A 26,490-nucleotide genomic window follows, 5' to 3' on the forward strand; every position below is an offset into this window, starting at 1 on the left:
GACGATGAAAAATCCCTATCAACGTAAAAAACAACCCGAACTCGTTAGATCAGCGCTTATTGATAACGCAACACAGTTAATTCTAGAGCAAGGCGTGGAGCAAACCTCCCTACAGGCAGTTGCCGATGCAACCGACATTACAAAAGGGGGATTACTCCATCATTTCCCCACTAAAATGGCACTTTTAGCCGCTGTTTATGAAAAGACGATTCTTGACTTAGAAGCAGAGATTGAAGTACTAATTGCTAATGATCCTCATTCTTACGGACGATTTACCAGAGCTTATATTATTAGCTCCATCAATGGTTTAAGAAATAAAATCCCCAACCAACAGATTATCTCCGCAATGCTCAATACGCCAGGATTATCACAAATTTGGAGTCAATGGCTAGAAAAAAAACTAGCGCTTTTCAAAGAAGATTCGCTCGAACTTGAGCTCATTAGATTAACGACAGATGGTATATGGTTTAATGCCCTTGCCGGCATCTCCTTACACAATCTCACCAAGATTGAGCAATATCTTATTGCCCAAACTCACAATATCCAAAAGTAGTTTTTTATAATAAAACCGGTTTAAAAGTGACTAACCCACATTCCCGGCGCATCGGTGATGAGAAATGAAAAAATAGTTCTATCTGGCATTATGCTGGCTGATTTGATTCCCACGCCGTCCTATTTGTACTTTTAAGAGAGTTTTCTTAAACCGAATCGACTATAAATTGAATAACAAAAAAAGTCCCTAATCTTATACGATAAGGGACTTTTTTATTTCATTGTTAAAACTTATTGTTTAACCAACTTTAAAGCATGCTTTCTAGCAATTGGTAAAATAATCAATACACAGGGAAATGCAATTGCCCACGATAACATCCATGATAACAACCATCCCACTAATTCAAAATCTCCAAATCCCAAACTACGAAGCGTACTGATTAGAGAAACAATGCACGACATTGCGCATGATAAAAAAAGTGGTACTAAAAAATGCATTGCTGCAGGTGGTAACTTAAAACGGTCCAATGTTGCTTGAGTCATATTCAATCTCCATTACTCAAAAATAGACGCGTTGAGTTACGTTAACGCTTACGGAAAAAGCTTCTCTACTGATTAATAATCTTTTGATAGGCTTTCTCAATATCATCTGTTGCACGATGGATAATCTCAATAATTTGGTTCATCTGCGCTTTAGAGAGCTGATCTTGGCAAATTTGATGTCGTATTAACATCTTAAACTTTCCAATCGCTTCATTAAGTCCATCAGATGTTCCCATCTTATTTTGTAGCAAATCAATGGAGCTCAATCGTGCTTTGATCTGTTCTACACGAGGATAGTGCTCTTTTAAAAAAACTTGCCCTATTGTGGTAATCCTATAAATCTTTCGTCTAACTTCGCTGGTATCTTGCTCAATAAAGCCTTGATCTTCTAGCATTGACAATGTGGGATATAAAACGCCAGGGCTTGGCTCATAAATGCCAGCAGTCTGCTCGTTAATCAGTTTCATTAACTCATAACCATGGGCATTTTGAGTCTTCAATTGCAGTAATATCAATAGCTGAAGATCACCTCGTTCAAACAGTCTCTTTAACCGTTTACCATGAGATGCTTCCTGCCCTTTTACCACTGGCAATTCATCCTTTTTCTCTTGCATAATAGCCTCGATCTTTTAATGATCATATAGATACAGATATATCTATATCGAAAACAATTATAGATATATCGATATAAAAAGTAAACCTTTTTTTAAGAATCATTCTCAAAAGCCATTTATAGTCAATTCAGTTTAAGAAAAATAAGTCTTAAACAGCTGGCACGGGATTTTAGAAAGAACACGAAACATTCCCTCCAGCCTTGCATAAATCTATAAAGGTGCGTATTAAACAGTATTTGCAAGATGCCGGATAGAACATATTTCTTATTGTTAATAGTCGATGCGCCGGTATTTAAATCAGCCTGTTTTGATCCTATTTCACTATAAAAAATAATGCACCATCTACAAAATGCTTCTTTTGATGCTTTAACTCGCAATCATGCCATCATTTTATTAAAATAAATCATAAAGAGAAGTCTAAAAATAATATCACCATCTCATTTATGAATACCTACCAAAGGACTAGATATCATGGGAAACACCCCCACACATCCAGCGATAACAAGAGTAGCAAAATTTTTAGCTCAAAAATCTCACCCTCACAGACCGATTATGCTTGATGATTCGGCGCGAACAGCGCAAGAAGCTGCTGATAGTCTACAATGCGAAATCTCTCAAATTGCAAAGAGCATTATCTTTCATAATCTTGTCAATGATGAGGCTATTTTAGTCATTATCAGTGGGGATAAACGTGTTGATGAAAAGAAAGTAACAGCCCTTTTGGAGATCTCCCGCAGTAAACTCGGGAAAGCGAGCGCTGATTTTGTAAGAGAAAAAACAGGATTTGCCATTGGCGGCGTATCACCAGTAGCGCATACATCAACTTGTAAAATATTTCTTGATGAGTCACTCAAACGATTTGAAGTCATTTGGGCCGCAGCAGGTCACCCTAAAGCCGTATTCCAAGCGTCTCCTCAAGCCCTTGAAATGATGGTAGATGCGACTTGGGTTTCTGTCGCTAGTGAATAGTTTTTTTCGAAAATGCTTTAATACCTTTTAAGCCCCTTTAAGATCCTTGCACCGCGGGGACGAATGCCCGCATCCTTTTAACAAACACGAGCCCGCTATTAAAGCCAATCTCATGTTTTTACTAAAGTGATTCCTATAGTAGAATCGGTTTAAAAGAGACTAAAATCAGATTGCCGGCGTATCAACTTAGAAGCAAGATAATCGTGCAATCTGGCATCTTGCTCCCTTATTTAACACGGTTAAATATCGATCCTTACAGCAGAAATAGCAAAATATAGAAAAAAACCATGCTGCAAATAAGACTTAAAAGTACGTTACGGATCTTTAATGAAATGATACAAGCAAAGATTGCCGCATAAAGATACGCATTATTTAAAAAAGGCTTAATACTTCCCTCGGCATCAAAAAAGATAATGGGAATACAGATGACGCTAAGAAGACAAGGCGCAGCATAACGCAGCATTCTCTCAATAAATATCGGCAACTTTACCGCAACTTTAGGCTCTAAGAAGAAGTAGCGGTTAAAGAAGAGAATGAAGGTCATTCCAATAATTAACATCCATGACATATTAGCGATTCCCTTCCATTGAGCCTGCTTCTGCAGAACTTATTTCTACTAAATCCATCTCTAACTCTTTAGCTGCCTCTTCTGAATCTGACTTTATGAGCTTTTCTCTCTTCAACATTCTTGTCTCAATAAGCGCTGAGACAAACATTCCTGATACGCCAGCAATAATCAGCGTCCCCGGAATACCGAAAAGATAACAGATCATCGCAATAGTGCATGAAACAGCAACACCTGCAGCCGCTGCCCGACTTTTAATAAGCCCCACAATAATCGGTACAAATATAGCAACAATTGAGAAATCTAAATGAAACTGATCCAAATTAGGGACTGCCGAAGCAAGCACAATCCCAACAATACTAAAGATCACCCAAAAAAGATAAAAACATAACCCTGCCCCTAAAAGATAAAAGCGATTATGTTTAGGCTCATTCGCTCTTAGAGCAAAGAGTTCATCCGTTAGTAAAAAACCAACACCTAAACGACTCTTTAATGAATAATGTGAAACTTTATCTCGCCAGACAAGAGCATAGATAAAATGCTGAGAAGTCAGGAAAAAGACCGTTAATAAAATGACAATACTGGAAGTTTCTGACATATGGAGCCCAAGGCTAACAAGCTGCGCGGCACCTGCAAAAACTAATGCCGACATTGCAATGGCTTTAGGAATTGATAATCCCGCATTAACAGCCATTGACCCTGCTAAAATGCCCCATGGAATGACGGCAATACTTAAAGGTAACATAGCGATCATGCCCTGCGTAAAATAGTGCAGGCGTATTTTTCCAACTTGCTTACGTTGCATCTTTCTCATCTTTTTTATCTAAATACAAGCGCGATCTTTTCGACCGATGGTCAGCCATCGTATGAGAAATCTGCAAGAAAAACAATCAAATTTTCAACCGTAATGATTATTTCATTAGCTTGATTTATCGAATTGCTCTATCATCGACAAATTAACCGAAAAACAATCCCACATCCCCTTATCAAGATTCCTTATCAATCTAGGTTTTCCCACCCACGATAAAACATGAAAACAATCTCATTCATGCGAATCTATTGCACAATATTAGGGATGATTTATTATTTGGTCACAAAAGGTTATGAATGAACTACACCACATTTAAGCAATTAGAAAAAATATTCTGGAATGCGCTGAGTATCAAGAGTTATCATGAACCTCATATTCAAGCATACTTAAGCTCTGTCACCGCTGTTGCGGGCTTTAACTTACTATATGTGGAAAATGGCGCTTCACTTTCGGCCTTAGAAAATGCGCTCAACTGGTATCGCAGTCAAAAACGAGATGCCACCATTGTTTGTGAAAAAGGAGCAGCATCAAAGCTTCTTAATGATCATCAAGAATCCTTACAGCTATCTCCCGAAGATCCAACCACTGCCATGATGTTAGATTTAACCACATGGCAACCGCTGACTAATAGAGTCAATGATTTTTTGATCAATGAAATCAAAGCACCGCTTGATGATTGGGCAAAACCACTTAGTACCGCTTTTAGTGATGGAGAAACAGCATTAACAGATTTTGATTTAGAGATCACCGCCCAATATCAAAAAGCACATGAAGAAGCGCTCACTAATCACGCGCCAATTCATCATTTTGTAATAAGGGTTGCCGGCATTCCTGTCTGTAATCTCAGCTTAACACTCACCAAAGAAGGGGCTCGCTTTGATGATATCGGCACCGATATTCACGAACAAGGAAAAGGTTACGCAACAACGTTAATTCAACATGCGCTTCTTTTTGCCAAAGAGAAAGGGGCAACCATTGCTGCTTTAGAATCTTCTACTGCGGGATTATCAATCTATCAAAAACTAGGGTTTAAAGCCCTTTTTGAATATGAAGCTTTTGCGTGGGAATATCATGATTAAATCTCTATCTGTAGCAATTTTCCCTGGGGTTCTAAAGGCGCATCAAGAAGCGATTATGACATTTGCAGAGAGTGATCCCAATGAAAATCCTTGGGTTCAGGGAGAGCCCGCGATCGTAAAGGATCTAAAAGTCGTCCCCTTTGATACCAAGTGGGCAGAAACCTTTCTTCTCTATAAAGAGAAGATCCAGAATGCTCTTGGAAATAGCGCTTTAGCAATTGTACATGTTGGTTCTACAGCCGTTCCTGGCTTAATAGCAAAACCAATTATCGATATTGACCTCATTATCGAAGACCCCAGTAAAGAGGAAAACTACATTCCCGCATTAGAAGTTTTAGGATTTGATCTTGTAATTCGTGAACTCTCTTGGTATCAGCATCGCATGCTAAAACACCACGATCCAGAGATTAATTTACATGTACTCCCCAAAAACTGTCCTGAGCACTTTCGCCATCTGCTATTTCGAGATTGGTTAATCGATCATCCCGAAGATTGTGAAACCTATGTTACTGCAAAGGTCAAAGCCCTTAATGGTGCAATTACTGCAGAGGGATACAATCAGCAAAAATCAGCGGTTGTGAAAGCTATCTATCAGAGGATTTTTACAAAGCTCAAAGAAATCTAAGCTTTAAATAGTGATCAAAAACTAGTAAAAAGCCCAAACATTATTAGTGCTTGGGCTTTTATTATTTCTAATTACCGACGTTTAAACACCAACATAATGCCGGCAATAATTGCGGCCATACCTAACATCGCCATCAAAGACATTGCATTACCTAAAATCAGATAATCCAAAATGGCCGTGACAATAGGTACTAGATAAAAAAGGCTCGTAATATTCACCAAATTCCCAGTACGGATAAGATGATAAAGAAGGAGCTGCGCAATCACCGAAATCACAATCCCAAGCCATAATGCCGGCACCCAAAAACCTAGGGTAAACGTGCTATAGATCTCTTCTGTTGGTAAAAACAAAAGACAGATCACAATCGTAATTGCATATTGAAGTGGCAAGATTCTTTGCGGCTTTTGCGCAATTTTCTTTTGCATCAATGTGCCAATTGTAATACAAAATAGCGCACCAATCGCATACCAAACGCCAAGCATACTCATCTTTGTTGGAACAATCCCCTTAAAGACAATCAGGACTAATCCCATAAAAGCTAATAATAAACCGATAATACGAAGCGGTGGATAATGCCTTTCAGACAAAAATAGCGTTAAAATCGGCTGTACACCTAATAAGGTTGCTAATATTCCCGGAGTTACACCATATTTCATTGCTTGAAAATAACAGATCGAATAAGCCCCGATTAAAAGTGCACCTGTACTTAATACATAAAGGCGAGTCCCTTTCTTCGGCAACCACTCTTTAGTACGAATTGCCAGTAATAAAAGCACACCAAAAGCGACGCCATAGCGCCATAAGAGTAATAAAAATACAGATGAGTTATCTAATCCCCAGCGGGTAAAAATCGCAGCACTGCCCCAAAGAAGGACAAAGAGTATCATTGCCGATGTTGGCGATAATAGTTGTTTTTTAATTTGCATAGTAAATCCTCTTGCATCATTGCAAGCTTTAAAATTAATAATTTTTCTAATTTAAAATTAAATTATTCAGGAACTACTACACGTACAACCACAACTAACTCCTTAAAGATTTTTTGATAGGTTCACCATAATTAATGGTGATTTCGGTTTTTAATCATAACAACCATCTCAGAAAAATCTACCTCTTTTTTCTCTTGTCTCGTCCTAAAATACGTTGACAGGTTATAACACCCGATGAAGAGGCAATAACAACAGTTTTTCCCAAAACTAATATACAACTTTGTATTGTTCATATGGTTAGAAATAGCCTTCGTTTTGTCAGTTGGAAAGACTACAAATCGGTCACTAGAGGTTTAAAAGAAGTTTATCAAGCCTCTACTGAGGAAAATGGGATTAAGGCTTTAGAGGCTTTTGAGAAAGAATGGATTAATAAATACCCCAAAATAGCAGAATCTTGGCACAATCACTGGCCTAATATCCGTTCTATTTTTGATTATCCGGAGGAGATTCGTCGGGCTATTTATACAACTAATGCGATAGAATCTCTTAACAGTGTTATTCGTCATGCTACGAAAAAGCGTAAGATATTTTCATCTGATGATTCAGCAAAAAAAGTGATTTATCTGGCAGTAGAAAGTGCTTCTCAAAAGTGGACAATGCCGATCAAAAATTGGCGATCGGCAATGAATTGGTTTATGATTCACTTTGATAATCGAATCACTGATTATTTGTAACAAATCAACTTACACAAAATATGTTACAGGCTCCTAAACCCTAATTCTGGTAATAAATAGTGAAGCTTACGAGTCCCTAATCGAGGTTGTTGCAAACGTATACCAATGACTTTATCAAGCACCAAAGCTTCATATTCTGATTTCTGTTTTTGTCGAGCTTTCCATTGATAATAGGTTTGTCTTGAAAAACCTAAATAGTTACAGATCTTACTGATTGAGGCTGTTACTTTCCCTTCTCTTTTAGCCTCTGTGATAGCTTTTTTGGTAACTCAATTCCCATATCATTTTCCATATAACTAAAAAGTTCTTCAAAAAATTGGTTTTTATCTTGGCTGTCAGTTAACTTCTTCTCAAGCTCTTTGATTCTCTGTTCAGGTGTCTTTTCAATAGGTTTGTTCATGATATCGAGCCTTAATATATTGGGAGTTTCTGACTTCCAATTTAGCACGCCATATTTCCTCAACCAAACTAAAACCGTTGAACGACCTTGAATACCATAATGGTGTTGGGCTTGTTTATAAGTCATTGCACCAGCTTCAACCTCTGCAACTACGGCAAGTTTAAAAGCCAAAGTGTAATCTTTTTGAGTTCGTTTAATGTACGTTGTCATCTAGTTTCTCCAAATTAAACCAGTAAAGTTGTCAACGTTATTTAGGACGGATCAGGCTTTATAAACAAATACTCATTCTTTAAAATTCCATTAACTCTCTCCGCTAAAGCATTTTGATAACAATTACCACCTTCTGTCATTGAACATAATACTGCATGTTTCTCATGGATCTTCTGATATTGATCAGAACAATATTGTATTCCTCTATCTGAATGATGGCGTAAAACACCTGTTCTTACACGGTTATTTAAGGCCATTTCATAAGCTCTGGCTGATGAATCTGCTTTTAAAGTATCTGATACATCATAACCCACTATTTTTCGAGAAAAAGCATCTGTAATTAAACTGATGTAACTCGTTCCATTGTGTGTTGGAAAATAGGTAATATCTGCTACCCAAGCTTGTTCAGGTGCTGTTATTTCAAGGTTTTCTAGTAAATTAGGGTGTTTATAAAAACGGTGTAAGCTATTGGTAGTTTTATGGTACGCTTTGGCTCTTGGGATGAGCATCCGATGTCTCTTTAAAAGCGAAAATAATGCATCTCTTCCAATACTAAACCCTAATTCTGGTAATAAATAGTGAAGCTTACGAGTCCCTAATCGAGGTTGTTGCAAACGTATACCAATGACTTTATCAAGCACCAAAGCTTCATATTCTGATTTCTGTTTTTGTCGAGCTTTCCATTGATAATAGGCTTGTCTTGAAAAACCTAAATAGTTACAGATCTTACTGATTGAGGCTGTTACTTTCCCTTCTCTTTTAGCCTCTGTGATAGCTTTTTTGGTAACTCAATTCCCATATCATTTTCCATATAACTAAAAAGTTCTTCAAAAAATTGGTTTTTATCTTGGCTGTCAGTTAACTTCTTCTCAAGCTCTTTGATTCTCTGTTCAGGTGTCTTTTCAATAGGTTTGTTCATGATATCGAGCCTTAATATATTGGGAGTTTCTGATTTCCAATTTAGCACGCCATATTTCCTCAACCAAACTAAAACCGTTGAACGACCTTGAATACCATAATGGTGTTGGGCTTGTTTATAAGTCATTGCACCAGCTTCAACCTCTGCAACTACGGCAAGTTTAAAAGCCAAAGTGTAATCTTTTTGAGTTCGTTTAATGTACGTTGTCATCTAGTTTCTCCAAATTAAACCAGTAAAGTTGTCAACGTTATTTAGGACGGATCATCTAAAACAAAAAAGCCTACATCCTATGGAAGATAAGATGTAGGCTTTTATATGATGTCTTAATTTCCCTTAACAGAAAAATTATCTATTATTAAAATGGCGTCTTTGATGGCGAGGCGTATGATCTCTTCGCTCTGAACGAGAACCTTGGTGCATCTCTTGACGATGACCAGAATGCTGTCTCATTTCACCACGATGCTGATGAGCTTTACGATATTCTCCATGATTTCGTCCACTATGATGATATTGCTGAGGTTGATGGCGGGAACCATCACGATGATAACCTTGTTGATTCATCTGACGATGTCTTGGTCCTTCTGCTCGATGATTATCATGGCGCATATTTTGATGATTTCGAACGTGGTTAGGTTGTCCCTTATCACTATTCATACGAGGATGATCTTGCCATTGCCCCATATTATCGCGTCTTGGTTGAGAATCACGCTCAACTGTTGGACCTGTAAACTGTGCAAAAGCAACCGATGAACTTAAAACTAAAGCTGATACTATAATGAATTTACGCATCATTCAATCTCCTTATGAGTTGGTTTCGTGATACTGCTTTTCATAGTTCTATTACACCATTCAAACCTTAACGAAATCTTAAGAGAAATTAAATAACCCATTGAATTAGAAAAGATATCATTTTCCCCTACCTAAAAAAATAGCCCCATAATAAATTATGGAGCTATACCCTTATTAAGATTCACACTTGCTATATAAATCTCTATTAAGAGGGATTTGGGAGACTTGTACTACATTTATAAGGAATAATTTATAAAATGTTATTTTTTGATAATACGATCAACATCTATATCTGTTGCTCTATGGCGATGATGATCTACTTCACCATAAATAATAACTGTATCTTCAGGACCTACTTGCACGCCTCTCCAATCATCATGATCGATCTCAATGGAGATTTCGCCAGTTGCATCTCTAAAGAGATAATTTTCACCACCAAGATGCTTCACTATAGAACCTTCTAAAGTGACTTTTGTATCATCTCTGAGGGTTAATGCTTCTTTAACCGTTGTTGTACTATTATTTGTTGCGCTTTGACCTTTAAAGCCACCCGTTTGTGTCTCACCTGTAAATTGAGCAAATGCTACTGATGATCCTACTAAAAGTGCTGCAACCAATGTTAATTTACGCATATACAACTCCTATTATTAACAAATGTTAGATATCGCTATCTATATGAGTCATTAGAACATTCTTTTCTTAAAGAAGTCTTAAGACAAAGATTTAAAATATGGGTTTATGATGTTCGAATCTTTTTGTCTTTGGGGAAACTCTCAAGATTCATTTCATAGTTGTATTACAACCTATTAACCTTAACTAAATCTTAAGCTATTCAATTAATTTATAAATCTCTGTATTTAATTTCTAGATATGATCTTTCTAGGGATTGTGATTGTCACTTCTAGACCTTGATATTCAGGCTTTGAGCGGAATTTTAATTCCCCTTGATGAAGCTCGACGATTTTCTTCACAATCGATAATCCTAAGCCACTTCCTGTCTCTTTAGTCCCTAAAATTCGATAAAATCGTTGAGATAATCGTGATAACTCTTCCTGATTAACACCGGCCCCATTATCGCCAATAACTAATTCGATCTTATCTCCAACGACTTTTGCATCTACTGTAATCGTTGTGGAAATCGGAGAATACTTAATCGCATTACCTAAGATATTTTTTAAAGCAACGAGTAAAAGATCATGATTTACAAATATCGATAGATGAGTTACCTCTTGTTTAATACACATCGATTTTGCTTTTAAAGCATCGCGATACGCTTCAAGCATCTCTGCATAGAGTGTATCCACTTGAACCTCCTCTTTTGGTAATTCATCTGAGGAGTCCATCGACATCGGATCTAAACGTGCCAAAATTAAGAGATGCTCAATTAAATGAGTCGCTCTTCTTACATCATGTTGTAGCGGCGCTAATGCGCTTGTTAATTCCGGTGCTTGGCGCTGCAGAAGCTGAAGCTTCATCTGAATCGCACTTAAAGGCGTTCTTAACTCATGAGAAGCATCGGCGGTAAATTGTCTCTCATGCTTTCGGGCAATCTCTAAATTCGTTAATAACATATTGAGTGAATCCTCAATCGCAACGATTTCTTGGCTATGAGCATTGACTGAAATAGGCGTTAAACGCTTAGGAGAAAGTTTTGCTAATTGATGCGAAATCTTCGTTAAGGGTTTTAACCCAAAAAAGACTAATAAAGCATTAAATAAGATAGAGATTAAAAGAACTATTAAACCGGCAAAGACTAACTCTTCAATTAGATCTTCTAAAAACTCATGGCGCATTTCAACCGCGTGCCCCACTTGAATCTCATAAGCAGAATGTTTACGTTGTAAAACAAAAACCCGCCAAGGATCGCCATTAATGCTCACTTCAGCAAAGCCTTTATGCCCTTTAAAACGTTGCACAAAAGGGATATTAGGTGCTCTACTACTTTTAGCAATGACCTTGCCATCGCTAATGACCTGAAAATAAAAATGGTCCTCATCAAGGTCTACTCGCCCGTAACCTCGGCGCAACCAATCACGATTAGGCTCTGAACCTCGATCGACAAACTGTGATAAAACTTGAGCTGAGCGAATTAAGGCTTCATCTAGCACATCTTTTGTCTGATTCCAGCTGACAAATGTTGTAATCGCAAAACTGATTCCCCAGAGAATCAGTGTTGAAGTAATAATGCCGGCAATAAGAGTACCACGAAGCGAATAGGTTCGTTTTCGTCTGAAAAATTTTCGAATCTTCTGTTTCAATGATGCCTCCTATCTAAGGGATTTCGTTACTGAATTAACGTATACCCAAGTCCCCTTCTTGTACGAATAAAGGTATTTCCTAACTTTTTACGAAGATGATGAATATGGACTTCCACCGCATTACTCTCCACCTCATTGCCCCATGCATAGAGCTTATCTTCTAGCTCTTCTCTCGTAAAGGTTCGCGTTGGATGCTGCATCAATGTATGCAATACGGCATACTCTTTAGCCGTTAAGCTCACGGACTCTTCAGACTTTTGTACAATCTTTGTCGCAGGGTCTAATGTGACATCCGCGTGTGTAAAAATTGCCGAAGTTTGCTGGCTAGTTCTCCGAGAGATTGCCCTGATTCTTGCCGATAATTCCTCAAGATCAAATGGCTTAACTAAATAATCATCAGCCCCAAGATCTAACCCTTCAATCCGATCAGCGATACTATCTCTTGCCGTAATCATAATAATTGGCAGGGACTTTTTCTGCCCCCGAAAGAGCTTTAATATCATATCCCCTGATAATCCAGGAAGCCCTCTATCTAATAGAAGGCAATCATAGGTATCGACCGTCACATTTTTTGCATCTGCGCCATTGCTTAACCAATCGACAATATAGCCATCAAGCTCTAACCATTTTTGTATGGTTTCACCCAGCGAAAGATCATCTTCTATTAATAATATTTTCATACGCTTACCCTAATCCTTTTTTCTTAAGAAAGTCTTAACAAGCCATCGTTCATATAAAAATATATGATCTCTCTATCATAAGGGAAAATGCGTATCTGAATCTAAATCTTCATCAAAAAATTAATGCTTTTAACTAAAAGATGCTCTTTTAACGGGAATAAAGAGTAAAAGCACTAAAATGACTGCTAACGCTGAGCCAATCATCGCATAATGAAAACCAGATACCCAAGCATCTTGCACCCAAGTAATAGATAGATCTTCCGGCAACATATTATGAATAATAATATCACTTGCAATCTGTCCATTTCCCCCACTAAAGGCTCCTAATCTTTCAGATAAGGTGGAAATGGCGCCTTTAGTCATCATTGCGCCTAAAAGAGCGATACTAATTGTCATCCCTGTTTGTCTAAAGGCATTCATTAATCCTGAAATAATGCCTAATCGATTTTTGGGCGCATCTTGCAACAAAAGTAGGCTAATTGCCGGAATAGAAACCCCCATACTGATTCCAAAAATCGTTAATTGAAGGGCGATGATCCAATAACTTGTCTCCCTGCCAATAAAAGCTAAAGAGAGAGATGCAATCGTCAATAAAACCATCGCGACCATTAATAATCCTTTAGCGGAAAGATAGCGAGAGTAAACCCCATAAGTCATGCAACAAACGCCCATTGCTAAAAACTCTGGCGTCATCCGCAATCCTGTTTCAATCGCACTATAACCTTGTGCATTTTGGAAAAAAAGCGATAAGAAGAAGATATTGCTATAAGTGGTAAATCCTATGACAAAAGAGACAATATTGAAACGGGAGAATTGCCAATCCTTAAAGAGATCTAAGGGCATTAAGGGATTTTTGCTATGAAACTGCTGCCATAAAAAGAGCCATAATAAGCATGCAACTATCATAAATAGCAATAGGCTCTGCAGTGATAAATTATTAGCAGAAAGATTGATCAGCCCATAAGTTAATCCTGAAAGGATGAGAATTGCAAGAATTTGCCCAATAGGATCCATCGACCGTTTATGATTCAAATCTTCTTCTCGCTTAATGCCATATAATCCTAATCCTGCGACTAAAAAACCAATAGGTGTTAGAAATCGGCGGGTTGTTTACACTTCAGTGTTAAAATAATTTTCTAAAACTTCATAAGGCGTTAAACCATTAATACCCTTATGAGGTTTTACTGTGTTGTAATAGTTCAAAAATCGTTTTAGCTTCTTTTTCCGATCATCTGAACTGATAAACTCTTCCTGATTATGCCACATTTCCATGAGTGTTCGAATGACTCTTTCTGCTTTTCCATTCGTTTGAGGGCAAGCTGGCTTTGTAAACTTTTGATTAATCTTATGTGTTAGACACATTTCGACAAAGGCATGTTCTGATGTACCTTTATACTCACGACCATTATCCGAATAGGTGCATTCTACAGTATAGGGACACTGTTCTAACAGATCCCATCGAAGAAATTCAGCAGCACTAAACTGTGATTTATCAGGATAAATACCGGCATAAAGTTCTCTTGAAAAATCATCAATTCCTACAAATAAATACTCTCTAGTGCGATTTTTAAGATCTCCTTTTAAAAGAGGGAGCCGTTTAGTATCCACATGGACCATCTCGCCAGGATAGTTTTTGTTATAACGTTTAGCCCTCTTTTTAAGTTTCTCTTCAATAGATTTTTCAATCTTTGCAAGACGTTTAATGCCATACTTAATTGTTCTATAACGTTCATTTTTACTAGCTAATGGCACAAACAAGTTCAATCTACCTTGTTTTAGTACTTTATAGATCGTAGGTCTGCTTACCATAAAACGCTCAGCTAGATAGGTTACGGTAAATTTTTCTTGATGATGTAATCGCCAAATCTCTTCTCGATGAAACGGCGTTAATTTTGTTTTTCGATGGATATTCATAACAGTATTTTCTCCTAATACTGTAAACAACGCGATAAAATCCTACACATAAATGATTTTTGTGAGCCAAAAAAGGGAAGAGAAATATCATCTAATATCTCTAACGATAATGGCATTTTTTTATCATTCTTATCTTTATATAAGATACTCTCAAGACTCCAACTTGCTAATTTAATTACAAACTGATCTCGATCTGCTAAAGACATATCTTCAGCCTTTACATTTGCAAGTGCTTCTCCTGACTGAAATGACTTTCTTTCAATAAAAAATTGTAGATTTAATGCTGATTGACTGGCTTTTATCATTGGCAGAATGCTTAAATCAGCGCCACAAATACAGTACCCTACACGCCCCTTGCCTACAGGAATCTTGTTCAAACACTCAGGACAATACTCTTGTAAATACACCTTATGAACTAAACAAACAAGAGCTGACTTCCTTTGCCACTGCATACGATAGTATCTTTTTTCCATTAAACACTCTGGACAAAACTTAATTGTTTGTTTATTCAGGAGTACAGCAGGAAAGCTCACAATTTCTTCTGTTAATAGTGATGCCTTATAGTCTAACCACACGGTTGACTTTAATAAGTAAAAAGTTGCATGGTGTGTTAAAGCAAAGCGCTTTTCTGTCTTAGAAAATATCATCCATGCTATAGCATTATAAGAGTTACTATTCACAAGCCGCATTAAATAACTTATAGGATCTTCATCCATATAAGGTTTAACATGTATTAAAGGCTTAATGATTTCAAAATTAGGAATTGAACCCACTGTAGCCTCCTGCAACATGGAATGGCATATTTAATTGAGTTAACGATTTCCATGTAAATTTATCATGAAAAGGATTTAACTCATCCGGAGCATCACTCCAAATATATCGTTTAAACGCTTCATAAAAAGACTCTTGAGTAATCGAAACATTTCCATTTAACAATGCAGTCTCACAAGCTCCAATCATAACTTTAACTATATAATCAATTATTCCATTGGAAGCATAATGTAACCTTTCTAATACCTCAGAATCTCGAATATTGATATCCATTGGGTAATCGTGCAACTCTTGTAATTTAAAAACAACACCAGCAAAGGTTTGATAGTCATCTTTATCTTTCAAATCAAAAGCTTTTAAATGAATTCTTTGATTAAAGCGACGGCGTAACTGCTCATTCACTTTTAAAATTTGTTCACTACGCTCTAATCCCATTAAAACTGTTGGTATATTAGCTTTATCAACAAGATTTTTAAGCCAATCCGCAACTTGATAAGGTGTATTTTTTCTTCCTTGATCTATAAAATGTTGCAGTTCATCAAAAATAATTAGTTGAACTCTGCATTTTTCTAAAAAGGACAATATACGTACAGTCTTGTTTTCAGCAGTACCTTTTCCTGCTAATGGGTCCCCAAAGGCTAAAAGCATTGTTTCAGCAATATTTTTTACTGTTGGTATTGCTGGTGTATCAACTGTTAGAACTGGGATGATAGGTACTCCTACAACTTCTTTTCTAGGGTAAGCTTTCTCTACCTCCTTCTTTATAGTACTTTTTCCCGTCCCTGCAGCACCAATACATAATAAGTTCTGTGAAATTCCCGTAAATTTTTTAAGCTCTAAAATGGACTGTATTTGTTGATAGGCTATTTCAAACTGTGGATAACGAATTACTTTTTGTTTTAACAAAGCTATCATCCTAAACCGTTGACTATTCATTATCCTCCTCCTTGTCCCCAAGCACCTTAAAATCAGGAATCTTATCTAATAAAAATCGCGGGCTTTTCTTATTTATCTTTTTTAGAGGAACAGCCTCAATATTAAAAGTGTTAATATCTCCGATACGCACTGCTTGAGAGCGTTTTTTAATACCTTTACTGCTACTCAATCTTTTCAGTTTTTCATTCAATTTTGTTTTAGCTTCTCTTAAACTATTCACGGTCTCTTCTTCTACTATTTTTTGCTGCTCTAACCTCTCCTTTAAAACCATTTCTTGCTGTAATAGTGTTAAGTTTTTTGCATATTCTTCATCTGTACAGGGTACTTCTATGAAAACATCATTACCTTGATCATAAACCCATATTTTTTCTATATTTTCTGGGTCAACACGTATTTGCACTTTAGCCCTATTTCCATATAAAATTCTCAGCATTCTTAACGACTCCGAGTTATAGGTTAGCCTCTTAAAATGAATCCCCTCATGACTCATTGATCTGTCGTATTGCTTAGCACAAATTAAATTAAATTGATCTCTATCTTTAGGTAAAATAGCAGGAACTCTTTGAATATCTTTGATCCACTGCTGATAAGGTGTCGTTCCTAATGTTCCATGAACGGTTTGTAAGTAAATATCTACAATCCAAAAATAAATAATATTTTGTAGCTCCAAGAGAGTAATCGTTGCTTCTGATATCGAATTATAATCACCTCTTTCCCTAATATTCGAGAAAGTAGTTCCACGAATTCTTTGAGAAACTTGCCCATTAAGTGTTCCTAAAAATCGCTCAACGCGACCTTTATAATTTGGTTCATGCTTAGGACAGAACATTAGTTCAATGTTAAGTTCTCCACAAATTCTGCGAAGATGGGCAGAATGAAACTCAAGTCCATTATCACAAACTAGTAGTGCGGGAATCCCAAATGCAGGCCATGCCCCTTTAATATCAGGTACATTTTTTATTAAATCATCTTTCCCCCAAATAGCCTGCTTCAATGCTCGTACAACTGATAGTTCAGAAGGCGGCTCAAATCCTATAGAAACAGCTAAAGGCATTCGTGTATGGCTGTCTAACAAACAAGTTAAATAAGGCCTTCCAATGACTAGTCCTGTTCTTTCATCTAAAACCATTACATCCAAAGGTGTATGGTCGATTTCTACTCGTTCTAGTGGGTAAGTTGTTCTAACACCTTTACCTGAAATCCGATAATACTTATTAGCTGCTTTAATACCATGTCTTTCAGCCATAACTGTATAATCATCTAACTCACCTATCATCCTATAAACTGTCGCTCTTGATGGAGACTCAATAGCGGTTTTCATAACATGGTTATAATGTTTAATCCGACTTATCAAGCTAAAATATACTTCCTGCTTACTTTGTCGCTCCTTAGTTAAGTAAATTTCGTTAACAACTTCATAAAAAATATCACCAATCGTTTCTTTATATTTCCGATATCCTTTTTTTCCATCAGGTTTATTTTCTAACGAGTTTAATTGATGTCCAGATTCTTCCCACTTTTTCCACCACCTGTAAAGAGTAAGGCTAGAAGGAGGGGAACAATCATCAATATTGTTAGCAACCCGAACAATTAACTCTTCTAATCCGACTCTTTGAGGCCATGGATATTCTTTTTGGGCCGCCTTCACATACTCATATCTCCTTAAAACTTCTTCTCTTTGTGATTCAGATATCAACGAAAAAACTCGACCTTCATCTGTTAAAATTAAATTTTCTTCAATAAATTTTATAGTTCCTAATCTAAGCAATCTCTCAGCTTCATTCAAAGCAAGTTTAAGCTCTTGCGGACTTCCAGCTTCTTTTAAAATAATTTCTTCATGAGAGATAGAGAATATTTGGTAATATATATTATTAAAAATCAGGTGCTGACCGATATTGAAATAAGCATGTTTCATAAACATTCCCTTTTTTTATATTTGAAAAAATAAATGTATTGCTCGTTAATTCATCATTTAAATCACAAACTAGATACCCATTCGCAATAGCACTATAAATAAATTCCATTTCATAAAAGCAAGCCAAATCCTTTAAAGTCATTGAGTTACAATTACTTCTAGCATAAGCTTCATTTAATGAAAGCTGATCTTCTCTAGTTATTTCTAAATTTTGAAATTGCCTTAGTATCAATAAATTATGCTCTCTTATTGGATTTATTAACTCTTTATCAGTCAATACAATAAAATCAATATTTTGCTTTAAAAAATAAAGAGCAACATGATTAAAATAGTCTTTTAAATTAATTAATTTATTTAATGGCTTTATTTCACAATAACTAATCTCTCCAAATTGATTTATAATTTCAAAATCAGGAGTGTAACGTTTAATTTCACTTTGAAATGGAATAGAAAAGCGTTCTGGCTGCTCTTTAAAAGATAAAATATTAGATGAAAATTCAAATAGATAACATGCTCTACGCTCTAACTGAGACTCCCACGCAATCATTCTTTGCATCTTTTTAGAAGGAAACTGTCCTCGTACAGTCATACGCGAAGGCGTTACTGGATTCCTAACTCTATAATTATTTTTTTCTGCCAAGCTTCTCTTCAGTATTGAAATACCAGATAACTTCTGCACGATAAGTCGTTTGTTTTTTACAGACATAAAAGATCCTTGCCAAACTATTTTGACAATAAAAAAATATATAAATGGAAGGATCAACTTGACGTAGTCTTTAATAAAATAGATACTTACAACGACCAAGGAGTAAGAATTTATCTTATTCATTACAAGACGGGGCAAGTTAATCACTTCGCCTCGTTTTTTATTTACAATGCTTTAAATTACTTATTTTCCACCTCCCTTTCTATTTGCAAGATGTATTCCTCTTGCATTAATTGTTCAAGTACTACAGTAATAAAACTAGCAAGAGACCTATGGTTCTTTTCAGCCTTATTCCGAGCCCAGTCTCGAACATTAACAGGGACTCTAATATTCATTTGAACTTTATTTTCCATCAGTATCTCTTCTCTTTTTCAGACTAGCATAATGCTAACCTAGCAAAACAATAGTATTGCGTCAAGCTATAGATTAATCTACCATTAGCATAATGATAGCTTTTCAACAATCAAGGAGTGATCAATGTGTCGAAAGTAGATATACAATTTAACTTACGAGTCCCTAGCGAGTTAAAAGAAAAAATTGAGGTATCGGCTCAACATAACAATCGTTCTATTAATGCAGAGGCTGTATCTCGTTTATATAATTCTTTTTCAGAATCTCAGCAAAATTTATCAGCTAGTATTAAGGCTTTTGAAGATATTTTGAGAAAAAATCAACCATCTTCTAGAAGAACTGAAATAGCAACTCGTCTCAATATTTCTCTAAAAAAGATTAATGAAGCACTCATGTACAGCAAGAAGCTATCCCCTGCTCGCATCGCAAAAAGCATGGGAAATAATTATGCTGAGCCTATGGAAAATTTTTTCATGGGGCTAGAAGAACCCTCTTTTTCTCAACTCGAAGATATTGCCAAATACCTGAATATTAATTCAGACTGGTTATTATTTGGAGAAGGTTCTATCTTTTCTATATCATACGCTCGCGTTCCAACACCAGAGCAAGAAGGTGTAAATTGGCTTACAGATAAAAATCTAAATAATAATTTAACTCACTTATACTTTTTACGACAAGATAATGAGGCTGGGGAGCTTATAATTATCAAACAATATGGTAATTGGCATTGCACAGTATTTAAGACCCCATATCATATTAGCGAAGTAATAGGTGCTACGGGGGAGGCCAATCTTATACGTCTATTTTCAACCTGGAAGCTTCTTGATAAACAAAGCTCACCACCTTCAGTAAGAAGCTTTCTAATCTCACCAAATGACTACCAAACCATATTATCAGGTGAAACTCATCCTTTAACCATCATTAATCAACTAACAAATAAACCTTGGTGGGAAGATATATGGGATCATAATGTGTATGAAAAAATGAATTACTGGGAAGGATGGAAATCTCTTTGTAAAAGAATAAATAATTTAAGAAAGTAATAAATTACATAAAAAACAAGCCCCTTCTTAAGAAGGGGCTTGTCTATACAACCCTTGAATTTGGTATCACAGTTTGAGATTTGGTATCACAGTTTGAGATTTGGTATCACGGTTTGAGATTTGGTATCACGGTTTGAGATTTCATATCACAGTTTGAGACACCGTTTCATCATTCATGAGATTCGACAACAATTTAATTACACATCTAAATTCCCAACCATCTGGGCATTTTGCTCGATAAATTCACGTCTAGGCTCTACTTCATCGCCCATCAGCATCGTGAAGACTTCATCAGCTTTTACAGCATCTTCCACTTTAACCTGTAAGAGACGACGAGTATCTGGGTCCATTGTGGTTTCCCAAAGTTGCTCTGCGTTCATCTCACCGAGACCTTTATAGCGAGATACTTGCTGTCCACGTTTTGCTTCATCGATTAACCAATCAAGACCTTCTTTAAAGCCTGCAATCATTAATGTCCGCTCTCCACGTTGAACAAATGCACCTTCTTGGATCAACGCATGAAGCTCTGCAGATAATACGGCAATCTCTTGGTACTCATTAGAGTTAATAAAGCGACCATCAATGACATAACGATCTTCAATATTATACCGTTCACCAGTAATCACAATTTGCTGTGTTTCTTGATCAGCTTTCACACGATAATTCACTGAACCTTCTGAGATATCATGTTGTAATTGCGACTCTAACGTTGCAGCCCAATCATTTGCTTCATGACTACTTAATACTGCATCCGTCAATACAGGCAATTCTAAGAAGTGATAAAGCACTTCTTCTGGAATACGGTGATTGATACGCGAGATAATATGCTCAACCTTCATTAACTGTTTCGCAAGTCTCTCCATTACCACAGATGACAATGCCGGCGCATCAGCACTTGGGTGCATTGAGCCATTTTCGAGCGCTGTATTTAAGAAGTATAATGCTAACTCATTATCATCTTTAATATAGGTCTCTTGACGACCACGTTTCACCTTATAAAGTGGGGGCTGGGCAATAAAGATATGTCCACGCTCTACAAGTTCACGCATCTGACGATAGAAGAAGGTCAATAGTAGCGTTCTAATGTGCGCTCCATCGACGTCGGCATCCGTCATGATAACTATACGGTGATAACGAAGCTTATCTGGATCAAATTCATCACGACCAATACCACAGCCTAATGCCGTGATCAGTGTGCCAATCTCGGCAGATTGAATCATACGGTCAAATCTTGCACGCTCAACGTTAAGGATTTTTCCCTTGAGCGGTAAGATTGCTTGGAATTTTCGGCTACGTCCCTGCTTCGCAGAACCGCCCGCCGAGTCACCTTCCACGATGAAGAGTTCTGATTGTGCGGGATCTTTCTCCTGACAATCTGCAAGCTTTCCTGGAAGCCCTGCAATATCTAATGCACTCTTACGGCGAGTATTTTCACGCGCTTTACGAGCCGCTTCCCTTGCCATTGCTGCATCAATAATTTTTGAAGTAATCGCTTTTGCATCTTCTGGGCTTTCAAGTAAAAACTCTTCTAAGCGCTCTGCTAAAACACTATCAACGACAGGACGCACTTCACTTGAAACAAGTTTTTCTTTTGTTTGTGATGAGAATTTTGGCCCAGGGATTTTCACAGAGATAATTGCCGTTAAGCCTTCTCTTGCATCATCCCCTGTTGTCGCGATTTTTGCTTTTTTAAGCAAGCCTTCATCTTGCATATAACGGTTTAAGGTACGTGTCATTGCCGCACGGAAGCCCGCTAAATGCGTTCCCCCATCACTTTGTGGAATATTGTTGGTATAACAGAATACTGATTCTTGATAACCATCTGTCCACTGAAGGGAGATCTCCACACTGATATTATCTTTTTGTGAGTTACAGTAGAAAATTTGTGGATGAATTTTATTACGATTTTTATTGATTAACTCAACATACGCTTTAATCCCGCCTTCATACTCAAAGATATCTTCACGATCTGTACGCTCATCTTTAAGAACGATACGAAGACCAGAGTTTAAGAATGCGAGCTCTCTTAAACGTTTAAAGAGAATGTCATATTCAAAATCAATATTGGTAAAAACTTCTTTACTTGGCTTAAAGTAAACCGTTGTTCCGTTTTTATCCGTTCCTCCAATCTCTCTTAAAGGATAATCAGGATCCCCTAAGGTATATTCTTGCTCATGGACTTTGCCATGCTTATAAATAATGAGCTTAAGCTTTGAAGAGAGGGCGTTTACAACCGAAACCCCAACGCCGTGAAGACCACCTGAAATAGCATTATCTTCAAACTTTCCGCCGGCATGGAGGACTGTCATCACAACTTGTGCTGATGAAACCCCTTCTTCAGGATGGATATCCACTGGAATCCCGCGACCATTATCTGTCACAGTAATGGAGTTATCCACGTGGATTGTGACGCTGATGTCATCACAGTGACCTGCTAATGCCTCATCGATCGCATTATCGACCACTTCAAACACCATGTGATGAAGACCGGTGCCATCATCGGTGTCTCCAATATACATTCCAGGGCGTTTACGAACGGCATCAAGCCCTCTTAAAACCTTGATACTTGGAGATTGACTTTCAGTTGTCATTCACAATACCTCTTTATGATTCTTATAAAACTTTTTTATTAATATAGCCCAAGATTATACCATTTTTTGAGCAACTCCGTCATTAAGTTCATAATGATTCATCTGCTCTTTTAATAGAGGATCTGTCAGCTCTGGAAACTCGCTCTCTTCTAAACAAGTGACAAATAACTGAGATTTCTGGGCGATTAATTCTTCTAATAATATTATCCGTTTATTTTCATCTAATTCTGCCGTTAAATCATCCATTAATAATATGGTAGAAGATTGATTTAATGCTTGATGTAAACGAATTTGGGAGAGCATTAAGGCAATGGTTGCCAATTTAATCTGCCCTCGTGATAAATGTTGCGCTACCAAACGACCATTACTTTTTAAGGAGAAATCCGCACGATGTGGGCCCGTTCTCGTAAAGGTCATTTGACGATCTCTTGCTCTTGTTTCAGCAAGTTCCTCGCGCAGTTTTCCTTCTGTAAAGCCAGGCTGATACTCTAAAGCCCATTCGATATCCCTATCGATCAATCTTGCTAAAAGATCTAATACAAGGGGCGCTAACTCTGCTACAAATGCCTTACGGAAAATATTGAGGCTTTCACCAGCCTCTGCCATCTCATCTTCAATACTTGCTAGTACTGGGTCAGGATAATGCCCTTTAAGTGCGGCATTACGCTGAGATAAGGCCCTATCATATCTTTGCCAAACACGAAGATATGATTCATAATTTTGAAATAATCCCCAATCCATAAATTGCCGGCGAGCTTTGGGCTCTTGCATGAGATTAGTCCCTGTATCTGGTCCTAAAAAGAGCATTGGCAATAATTTTGCAAGGTGAGAGCGACGCTGGATAGTCTCCCCATCTTGGCGAACTTTAACCTCTCCGCGAGTACGCTCAAGCCCAAGCAAGGATTCTACCTCTAACTGAGGTGAATAGAGCTTAGCAATTACGCGAAAATACTCCTCTCCTTCACAGATTGCCTGATTGATACGAGAAGTTCTAAAGGAGCCTACTTGGGAGAGAAAATAGAGAGATTCTAAAAGAGAGGTTTTGCCGGATGCATTTTTTCCGACAATTAAATTAAATCGCGAGTCAAACTCAAAGGTTTGACTCGCTAAATGTCTGAAATTTTCTACTTGGAGGGATCGGATAATCACTCGAAATTAGAGTCTCATTGGCATTACAACATAACGGACACTATCGCTATCTGAATTTTGAATCAAACAGCTTGAATTGGTAGCAGTAAAGCTTAAACGAACCATATCATCATCTAATGCTTTAAGGGCATCAATTAAATAACCCACGTTAAATGCCGTTGCAAATGATTCGCCTTGGTAGTTTACTTCCACTTCTTCTTCTGCTTGCTCTTGCTCTGGGTTATTGACCTGAAGCTTTAAGAGGTAATCAGAAAGCGTGAAGCGAATGCCACGGAATTTATCTTGTGAAAGCACAGATGCACGCGTTAAAGCCTCAATCAAGCCTTGGCGATCTGCCACAATGATCTTATCCCCAAGCGGTGGAACTACTCGGTTATAATCTGGGAATTTCCCATCGATCAATTTTGTGGTAAAGACAATACTCCCAAGCTCTACTCGTAAATGATTTTCACTTAACTCTAAGTGAAGCGGTGCTGATTCATTCTCAATCAGTTTAAGTAACTCTTCAACCCCTTTACGTGGAATGATGAGCTGTTTTTGTAAACCTGATGTTTCTGATAACTCAAGATAGGATACTGATAATCGGTGCCCATCTGTAGCCACAGCATTAAGCTGCGTGCCATTGACATCAAGCAGTAGACCATTTAAGAAATAACGCACATCTGACACAGCCATTGAGAACGCTACGCGCTCAATCAATTTACGCAGTTCATTTTTAGGAAGCGTTAATGTTTTCTCAAACTCTAAATGATCTGATACAGGATAATCATCCACAGATAAGCAGCTTAGCGTAAAGCGTGAGCGTCCTGCGGTAATCGTTGCACGAAGATCTGAAACCTCGATCTGTACTTCAATCCCATCTGGCAGGGCTTTTAAGATATCAAATAACTTACGCGCCGGAAAAGTAACCGCCCCTTGCTCGATTGGGATATGGGGAAATGAGCAGGTTAGCTCAATCTCTAAATCTGTCGTTGTTAAAGTGATTTCATCTTCACTGACTACACACTTTACATTCGCTAAAATCGGGAGCGTTTGTGTTCTATCAATCACACCGATGATTGCCTGTAATGGCTTCATCAACTGTTCTCTTTGAATAACTAACTTCATATGTCCTCTTCTAGAATCTTATGTTAGTGAGTAATTAGTACATGCCGTTTTGATGTGAACTCTTTATTAAGGCTCAGATCACTGTATAAGATCGTATCAGTAAAATAGAATAACTAATCTTCAAAAATTATAGCACGATATTTTAAAGCGTGCCATTTGTAAAAAGCGAGCAAAAATGCGAGATTTGAAGCTTTCATCACAAATTATCTAGCTCTACAAGGCTTATCCACAAAGTTGTAAACAGCTTCCTTCCATACTACTGCGAAACCCCGCAAAAAGTAAAGCCCATCAGTCATTTAAGCTTTTCTGATAAATTTACTTTTTAAAAAGGTGGGTGATAGTCTCTAAAAGGCATTATAAAATTAATATCGAACGTCTCATAAAACCCTAAATATCCTAAAAGATAGAAAGTGACGCCCACAAAAATAAGTAACATCAAAATTCTGGTAATGATCAATCCCATCGATCCTCTACCCTTGATGGTAAAAGGGCGAATTACATTTATCATCATGAGCATAGTACTTACCGCATAAAGGATTAGTGTTAAAACAAACACTTTCGTGAAAATCACGTCCACATAATCGTAATCATTATAGATATCCACAGGCGGTGGAAATTTAATAAAGAGAATGATCGTGATAATAAGTAGCACGATATTGCCGGCTAATAAGCCGTAAGAAAGCAATCGACTATTTTGATTCTCAATATCCATTTTTGTGCTCATTCAAGATTCCTTTCTTATTCAACAAGCTTACAATTTTCCAGCCCAATCTTTTAAATAACGATCTTTCAATGTCACATATTGCTCAGCTGAGAAGAATAGCCCTTCAATCTCTTTATCGGTTAAGGTCTTAATACGGCGAGCAGGAGCGCCGACCCAAACCTCACCCGTTTTGACGGTTTTCCCTGGTGCTAAAAGTGCGCCTGCCCCTAAAATACTGTGCTTTTCTACCTTAGAGCCATCTAATAAAACAGCGCGCATTCCAATTAAAACCCCCTCCTCAACAATGCAACCATGAAGCATCGCACCATGCCCAACTGTCACATCTGCACCAATCACGGTTGGATAACCATGAGGGGGATTAGCGCCTTCATTCGTGACATGGATAATAGAGCCATCTTGAATATTCGTACGATCCCCAATCACCACAGAATTCACATCAGCGCGGATAATAACGCCCGGCCAAATCGAAACATCATCCCCCAAGGTAATATCCCCAATCAATCTTGCACTTGGATCAATCCAAACACGTTTACCTAACTCTGGATTTTTGCCTTCGAACCCCATAATATTACTCATTGTTCACCTTCAATTTTATGCAATGACTATTTAAAGCCATATTTTGATTCTTGTTTTATCGTTTTGATAGTAGTATTCATAAATCATACAGCA

General features: G+C 37.3%; 29 protein-coding genes and 1 pseudogene. 6 read left to right on the forward strand and 24 right to left on the reverse strand.

Annotated features, from left to right (window positions below; genetic code table 11):
* The first annotated feature begins 4 nt into the window (after window positions 1-4).
* On the forward strand, window positions 5-553 hold the full coding sequence (locus tag MMG00_RS10155; protein ID WP_242147968.1) for a TetR/AcrR family transcriptional regulator: 549 nt from the start codon (window positions 5-7) through the stop codon (window positions 551-553).
* Between the two features lie 230 nt (window positions 554-783).
* On the opposite strand, the gene MMG00_RS10160 is transcribed toward MMG00_RS10155, so the two are convergent.
* Both MMG00_RS10160 and MMG00_RS10165 read right to left on the reverse strand, forming a co-directional pair.
* Complete coding sequence (locus tag MMG00_RS10160) at window positions 784-1,035, reverse strand: DUF2798 domain-containing protein (protein ID WP_242147970.1); 252 nt, start codon at window positions 1,033-1,035, stop codon at window positions 784-786.
* A gap of 65 nt (window positions 1,036-1,100) precedes the next feature.
* Window positions 1,101-1,649 (reverse strand): PadR family transcriptional regulator, encoded by a 549-nt coding sequence (locus MMG00_RS10165; RefSeq protein ID WP_242147972.1) that lies wholly within the window; start codon window positions 1,647-1,649, stop codon window positions 1,101-1,103.
* 471 nt (window positions 1,650-2,120) lie between these two features.
* On the opposite strand from MMG00_RS10165, the gene MMG00_RS10170 reads away from it, so the two are divergent.
* On the forward strand, window positions 2,121-2,618 hold the full coding sequence (locus MMG00_RS10170) for a YbaK/EbsC family protein (protein WP_242147974.1): 498 nt from the start codon (window positions 2,121-2,123) through the stop codon (window positions 2,616-2,618).
* A gap of 253 nt (window positions 2,619-2,871) precedes the next feature.
* Here MMG00_RS10170 and MMG00_RS10175 read toward each other — a convergent pair whose 3' ends face one another.
* Entirely contained in the window at window positions 2,872-3,186 is a 315-nt protein-coding gene (locus MMG00_RS10175) for an AzlD domain-containing protein (RefSeq protein WP_242147976.1), read from the reverse strand.
* 1 nt (window position 3,187) lies between these two features.
* Window positions 3,188-3,988 carry an AzlC family ABC transporter permease gene (locus MMG00_RS10180; protein WP_242147978.1) on the reverse strand — a complete coding sequence of 267 codons (801 nt, stop codon included), beginning with the start codon at window positions 3,986-3,988 and terminating at the stop codon, window positions 3,188-3,190.
* A gap of 302 nt (window positions 3,989-4,290) precedes the next feature.
* Here MMG00_RS10180 and MMG00_RS10185 point away from each other — a divergent pair, with 302 nt between their 5' ends.
* Both MMG00_RS10185 and MMG00_RS10190 read left to right on the forward strand, forming a co-directional pair.
* Window positions 4,291-5,073 carry a GNAT family N-acetyltransferase gene (locus tag MMG00_RS10185; RefSeq protein WP_242147980.1) on the forward strand — a complete coding sequence of 261 codons (783 nt, stop codon included), beginning with the start codon at window positions 4,291-4,293 and terminating at the stop codon, window positions 5,071-5,073.
* Complete coding sequence (locus MMG00_RS10190) at window positions 5,066-5,698, forward strand: GrpB family protein (RefSeq protein WP_242147982.1); 633 nt, start codon at window positions 5,066-5,068, stop codon at window positions 5,696-5,698. The genes MMG00_RS10185 and MMG00_RS10190 overlap by 8 nt, the downstream gene beginning before the upstream one ends.
* A gap of 71 nt (window positions 5,699-5,769) precedes the next feature.
* On the opposite strand, the gene MMG00_RS10195 is transcribed toward MMG00_RS10190, so the two are convergent.
* Window positions 5,770-6,624, reverse strand: a complete 855-nt coding sequence (locus tag MMG00_RS10195; protein WP_242147984.1) for a DMT family transporter — start codon at window positions 6,622-6,624, stop codon at window positions 5,770-5,772.
* Window positions 6,625-6,863: 239 nt separating this feature from the next.
* Here MMG00_RS10195 and MMG00_RS10200 point away from each other — a divergent pair.
* Window positions 6,864-7,358: pseudogene (locus MMG00_RS10200) on the forward strand (IS256 family transposase); the annotation flags it as partial.
* Between the two features lie 223 nt (window positions 7,359-7,581).
* Here the strand turns inward: MMG00_RS10200 and MMG00_RS10205 are convergent.
* The 14 genes from MMG00_RS10205 to MMG00_RS10270 form a co-directional block, all read right to left on the reverse strand.
* Entirely contained in the window at window positions 7,582-7,968 is a 387-nt protein-coding gene (locus tag MMG00_RS10205) for a helix-turn-helix domain-containing protein (RefSeq protein WP_242147986.1), read from the reverse strand.
* Between the two features lie 41 nt (window positions 7,969-8,009).
* Complete coding sequence (locus MMG00_RS10210; protein WP_349775527.1) at window positions 8,010-8,741, reverse strand: IS3 family transposase; 732 nt, start codon at window positions 8,739-8,741, stop codon at window positions 8,010-8,012.
* Window positions 8,711-9,097 carry a helix-turn-helix domain-containing protein gene (locus MMG00_RS10215; RefSeq protein WP_242147986.1) on the reverse strand — a complete coding sequence of 129 codons (387 nt, stop codon included), beginning with the start codon at window positions 9,095-9,097 and terminating at the stop codon, window positions 8,711-8,713. Before MMG00_RS10215 ends, MMG00_RS10210 begins: the two co-directional genes overlap by 31 nt.
* Before the next feature lie 135 nt (window positions 9,098-9,232).
* Window positions 9,233-9,679 carry a hypothetical protein gene (locus tag MMG00_RS10220; RefSeq protein WP_242147987.1) on the reverse strand — a complete coding sequence of 149 codons (447 nt, stop codon included), beginning with the start codon at window positions 9,677-9,679 and terminating at the stop codon, window positions 9,233-9,235.
* A gap of 257 nt (window positions 9,680-9,936) precedes the next feature.
* Window positions 9,937-10,308, reverse strand: coding sequence for a YgiW/YdeI family stress tolerance OB fold protein (locus MMG00_RS10225; RefSeq protein WP_242147990.1), 372 nt, complete (start codon window positions 10,306-10,308; stop codon window positions 9,937-9,939).
* Window positions 10,309-10,533: 225 nt separating this feature from the next.
* Complete coding sequence (locus MMG00_RS10230) at window positions 10,534-11,934, reverse strand: ATP-binding protein (protein WP_242147992.1); 1,401 nt, start codon at window positions 11,932-11,934, stop codon at window positions 10,534-10,536.
* 26 nt (window positions 11,935-11,960) lie between these two features.
* Window positions 11,961-12,614, reverse strand: coding sequence for a response regulator transcription factor (locus tag MMG00_RS10235; RefSeq protein ID WP_242147994.1), 654 nt, complete (start codon window positions 12,612-12,614; stop codon window positions 11,961-11,963).
* Between the two features lie 129 nt (window positions 12,615-12,743).
* Complete coding sequence (locus MMG00_RS10240; RefSeq protein ID WP_242147996.1) at window positions 12,744-13,646, reverse strand: MFS transporter; 903 nt, start codon at window positions 13,644-13,646, stop codon at window positions 12,744-12,746.
* Window positions 13,647-13,724: 78 nt separating this feature from the next.
* On the reverse strand, window positions 13,725-14,528 hold the full coding sequence (locus MMG00_RS10245; RefSeq protein ID WP_242153261.1) for an integrase core domain-containing protein: 804 nt from the start codon (window positions 14,526-14,528) through the stop codon (window positions 13,725-13,727).
* A gap of 14 nt (window positions 14,529-14,542) precedes the next feature.
* Window positions 14,543-15,301 (reverse strand): TniQ family protein, encoded by a 759-nt coding sequence (locus tag MMG00_RS10250; protein ID WP_242147998.1) that lies wholly within the window; start codon window positions 15,299-15,301, stop codon window positions 14,543-14,545.
* Window positions 15,285-16,235 (reverse strand): TniB family NTP-binding protein, encoded by a 951-nt coding sequence (locus MMG00_RS10255; RefSeq protein ID WP_242148000.1) that lies wholly within the window; start codon window positions 16,233-16,235, stop codon window positions 15,285-15,287. The genes MMG00_RS10250 and MMG00_RS10255 overlap by 17 nt, the downstream gene beginning before the upstream one ends.
* Window positions 16,228-18,150, reverse strand: coding sequence for a TnsB C-terminal domain-containing protein (locus tag MMG00_RS10260; protein ID WP_242148002.1), 1,923 nt, complete (start codon window positions 18,148-18,150; stop codon window positions 16,228-16,230). Before MMG00_RS10260 ends, MMG00_RS10255 begins: the two co-directional genes overlap by 8 nt.
* Entirely contained in the window at window positions 18,107-18,856 is a 750-nt protein-coding gene (locus tag MMG00_RS10265; protein WP_242148004.1) for a Tn7 transposase TnsA N-terminal domain-containing protein, read from the reverse strand. The genes MMG00_RS10260 and MMG00_RS10265 overlap by 44 nt, the downstream gene beginning before the upstream one ends.
* A gap of 179 nt (window positions 18,857-19,035) precedes the next feature.
* A complete protein-coding gene (locus MMG00_RS10270) occupies window positions 19,036-19,209 on the reverse strand; it encodes an Arc family DNA-binding protein (protein ID WP_242148006.1) in 174 nt (57 codons plus the stop codon).
* A 126-nt stretch (window positions 19,210-19,335) separates the two neighbouring features.
* Between MMG00_RS10270 and MMG00_RS10275 the strand changes: the two genes are divergently transcribed.
* Window positions 19,336-20,250, forward strand: a complete 915-nt coding sequence (locus MMG00_RS10275) for an Arc family DNA-binding protein (protein WP_242148008.1) — start codon at window positions 19,336-19,338, stop codon at window positions 20,248-20,250.
* 197 nt (window positions 20,251-20,447) lie between these two features.
* On the opposite strand, the gene gyrB is transcribed toward MMG00_RS10275, so the two are convergent.
* From gyrB to MMG00_RS10300, 5 genes are all read right to left on the reverse strand, one after another.
* Window positions 20,448-22,841: a DNA topoisomerase (ATP-hydrolyzing) subunit B gene (gyrB, locus tag MMG00_RS10280; protein WP_242148010.1), complete on the reverse strand. Its 2,394-nt coding sequence runs from the start codon at window positions 22,839-22,841 to the stop codon at window positions 20,448-20,450.
* Window positions 22,842-22,895: 54 nt separating this feature from the next.
* The gene (gene recF / locus MMG00_RS10285) at window positions 22,896-23,990 is read right to left on the reverse strand and encodes a DNA replication/repair protein RecF (RefSeq protein ID WP_242148011.1); all 1,095 of its coding nucleotides are present in this window, start codon (window positions 23,988-23,990) and stop codon (window positions 22,896-22,898) included.
* A 6-nt stretch (window positions 23,991-23,996) separates the two neighbouring features.
* Window positions 23,997-25,097 carry a DNA polymerase III subunit beta gene (gene dnaN, locus MMG00_RS10290; RefSeq protein WP_242148013.1) on the reverse strand — a complete coding sequence of 367 codons (1,101 nt, stop codon included), beginning with the start codon at window positions 25,095-25,097 and terminating at the stop codon, window positions 23,997-23,999.
* A 322-nt stretch (window positions 25,098-25,419) separates the two neighbouring features.
* Complete coding sequence (locus MMG00_RS10295) at window positions 25,420-25,821, reverse strand: hypothetical protein (protein ID WP_242148015.1); 402 nt, start codon at window positions 25,819-25,821, stop codon at window positions 25,420-25,422.
* Window positions 25,822-25,848: 27 nt separating this feature from the next.
* Window positions 25,849-26,397: a gamma carbonic anhydrase family protein gene (locus MMG00_RS10300; protein WP_242148017.1), complete on the reverse strand. Its 549-nt coding sequence runs from the start codon at window positions 26,395-26,397 to the stop codon at window positions 25,849-25,851.
* Window positions 26,398-26,490: the final 93 nt, after the last annotated feature.

The organism is Ignatzschineria rhizosphaerae (genome assembly GCF_022655595.1).
Taxonomy (GTDB): Bacteria; Pseudomonadota; Gammaproteobacteria; order Cardiobacteriales; family Wohlfahrtiimonadaceae; genus Ignatzschineria; species Ignatzschineria rhizosphaerae.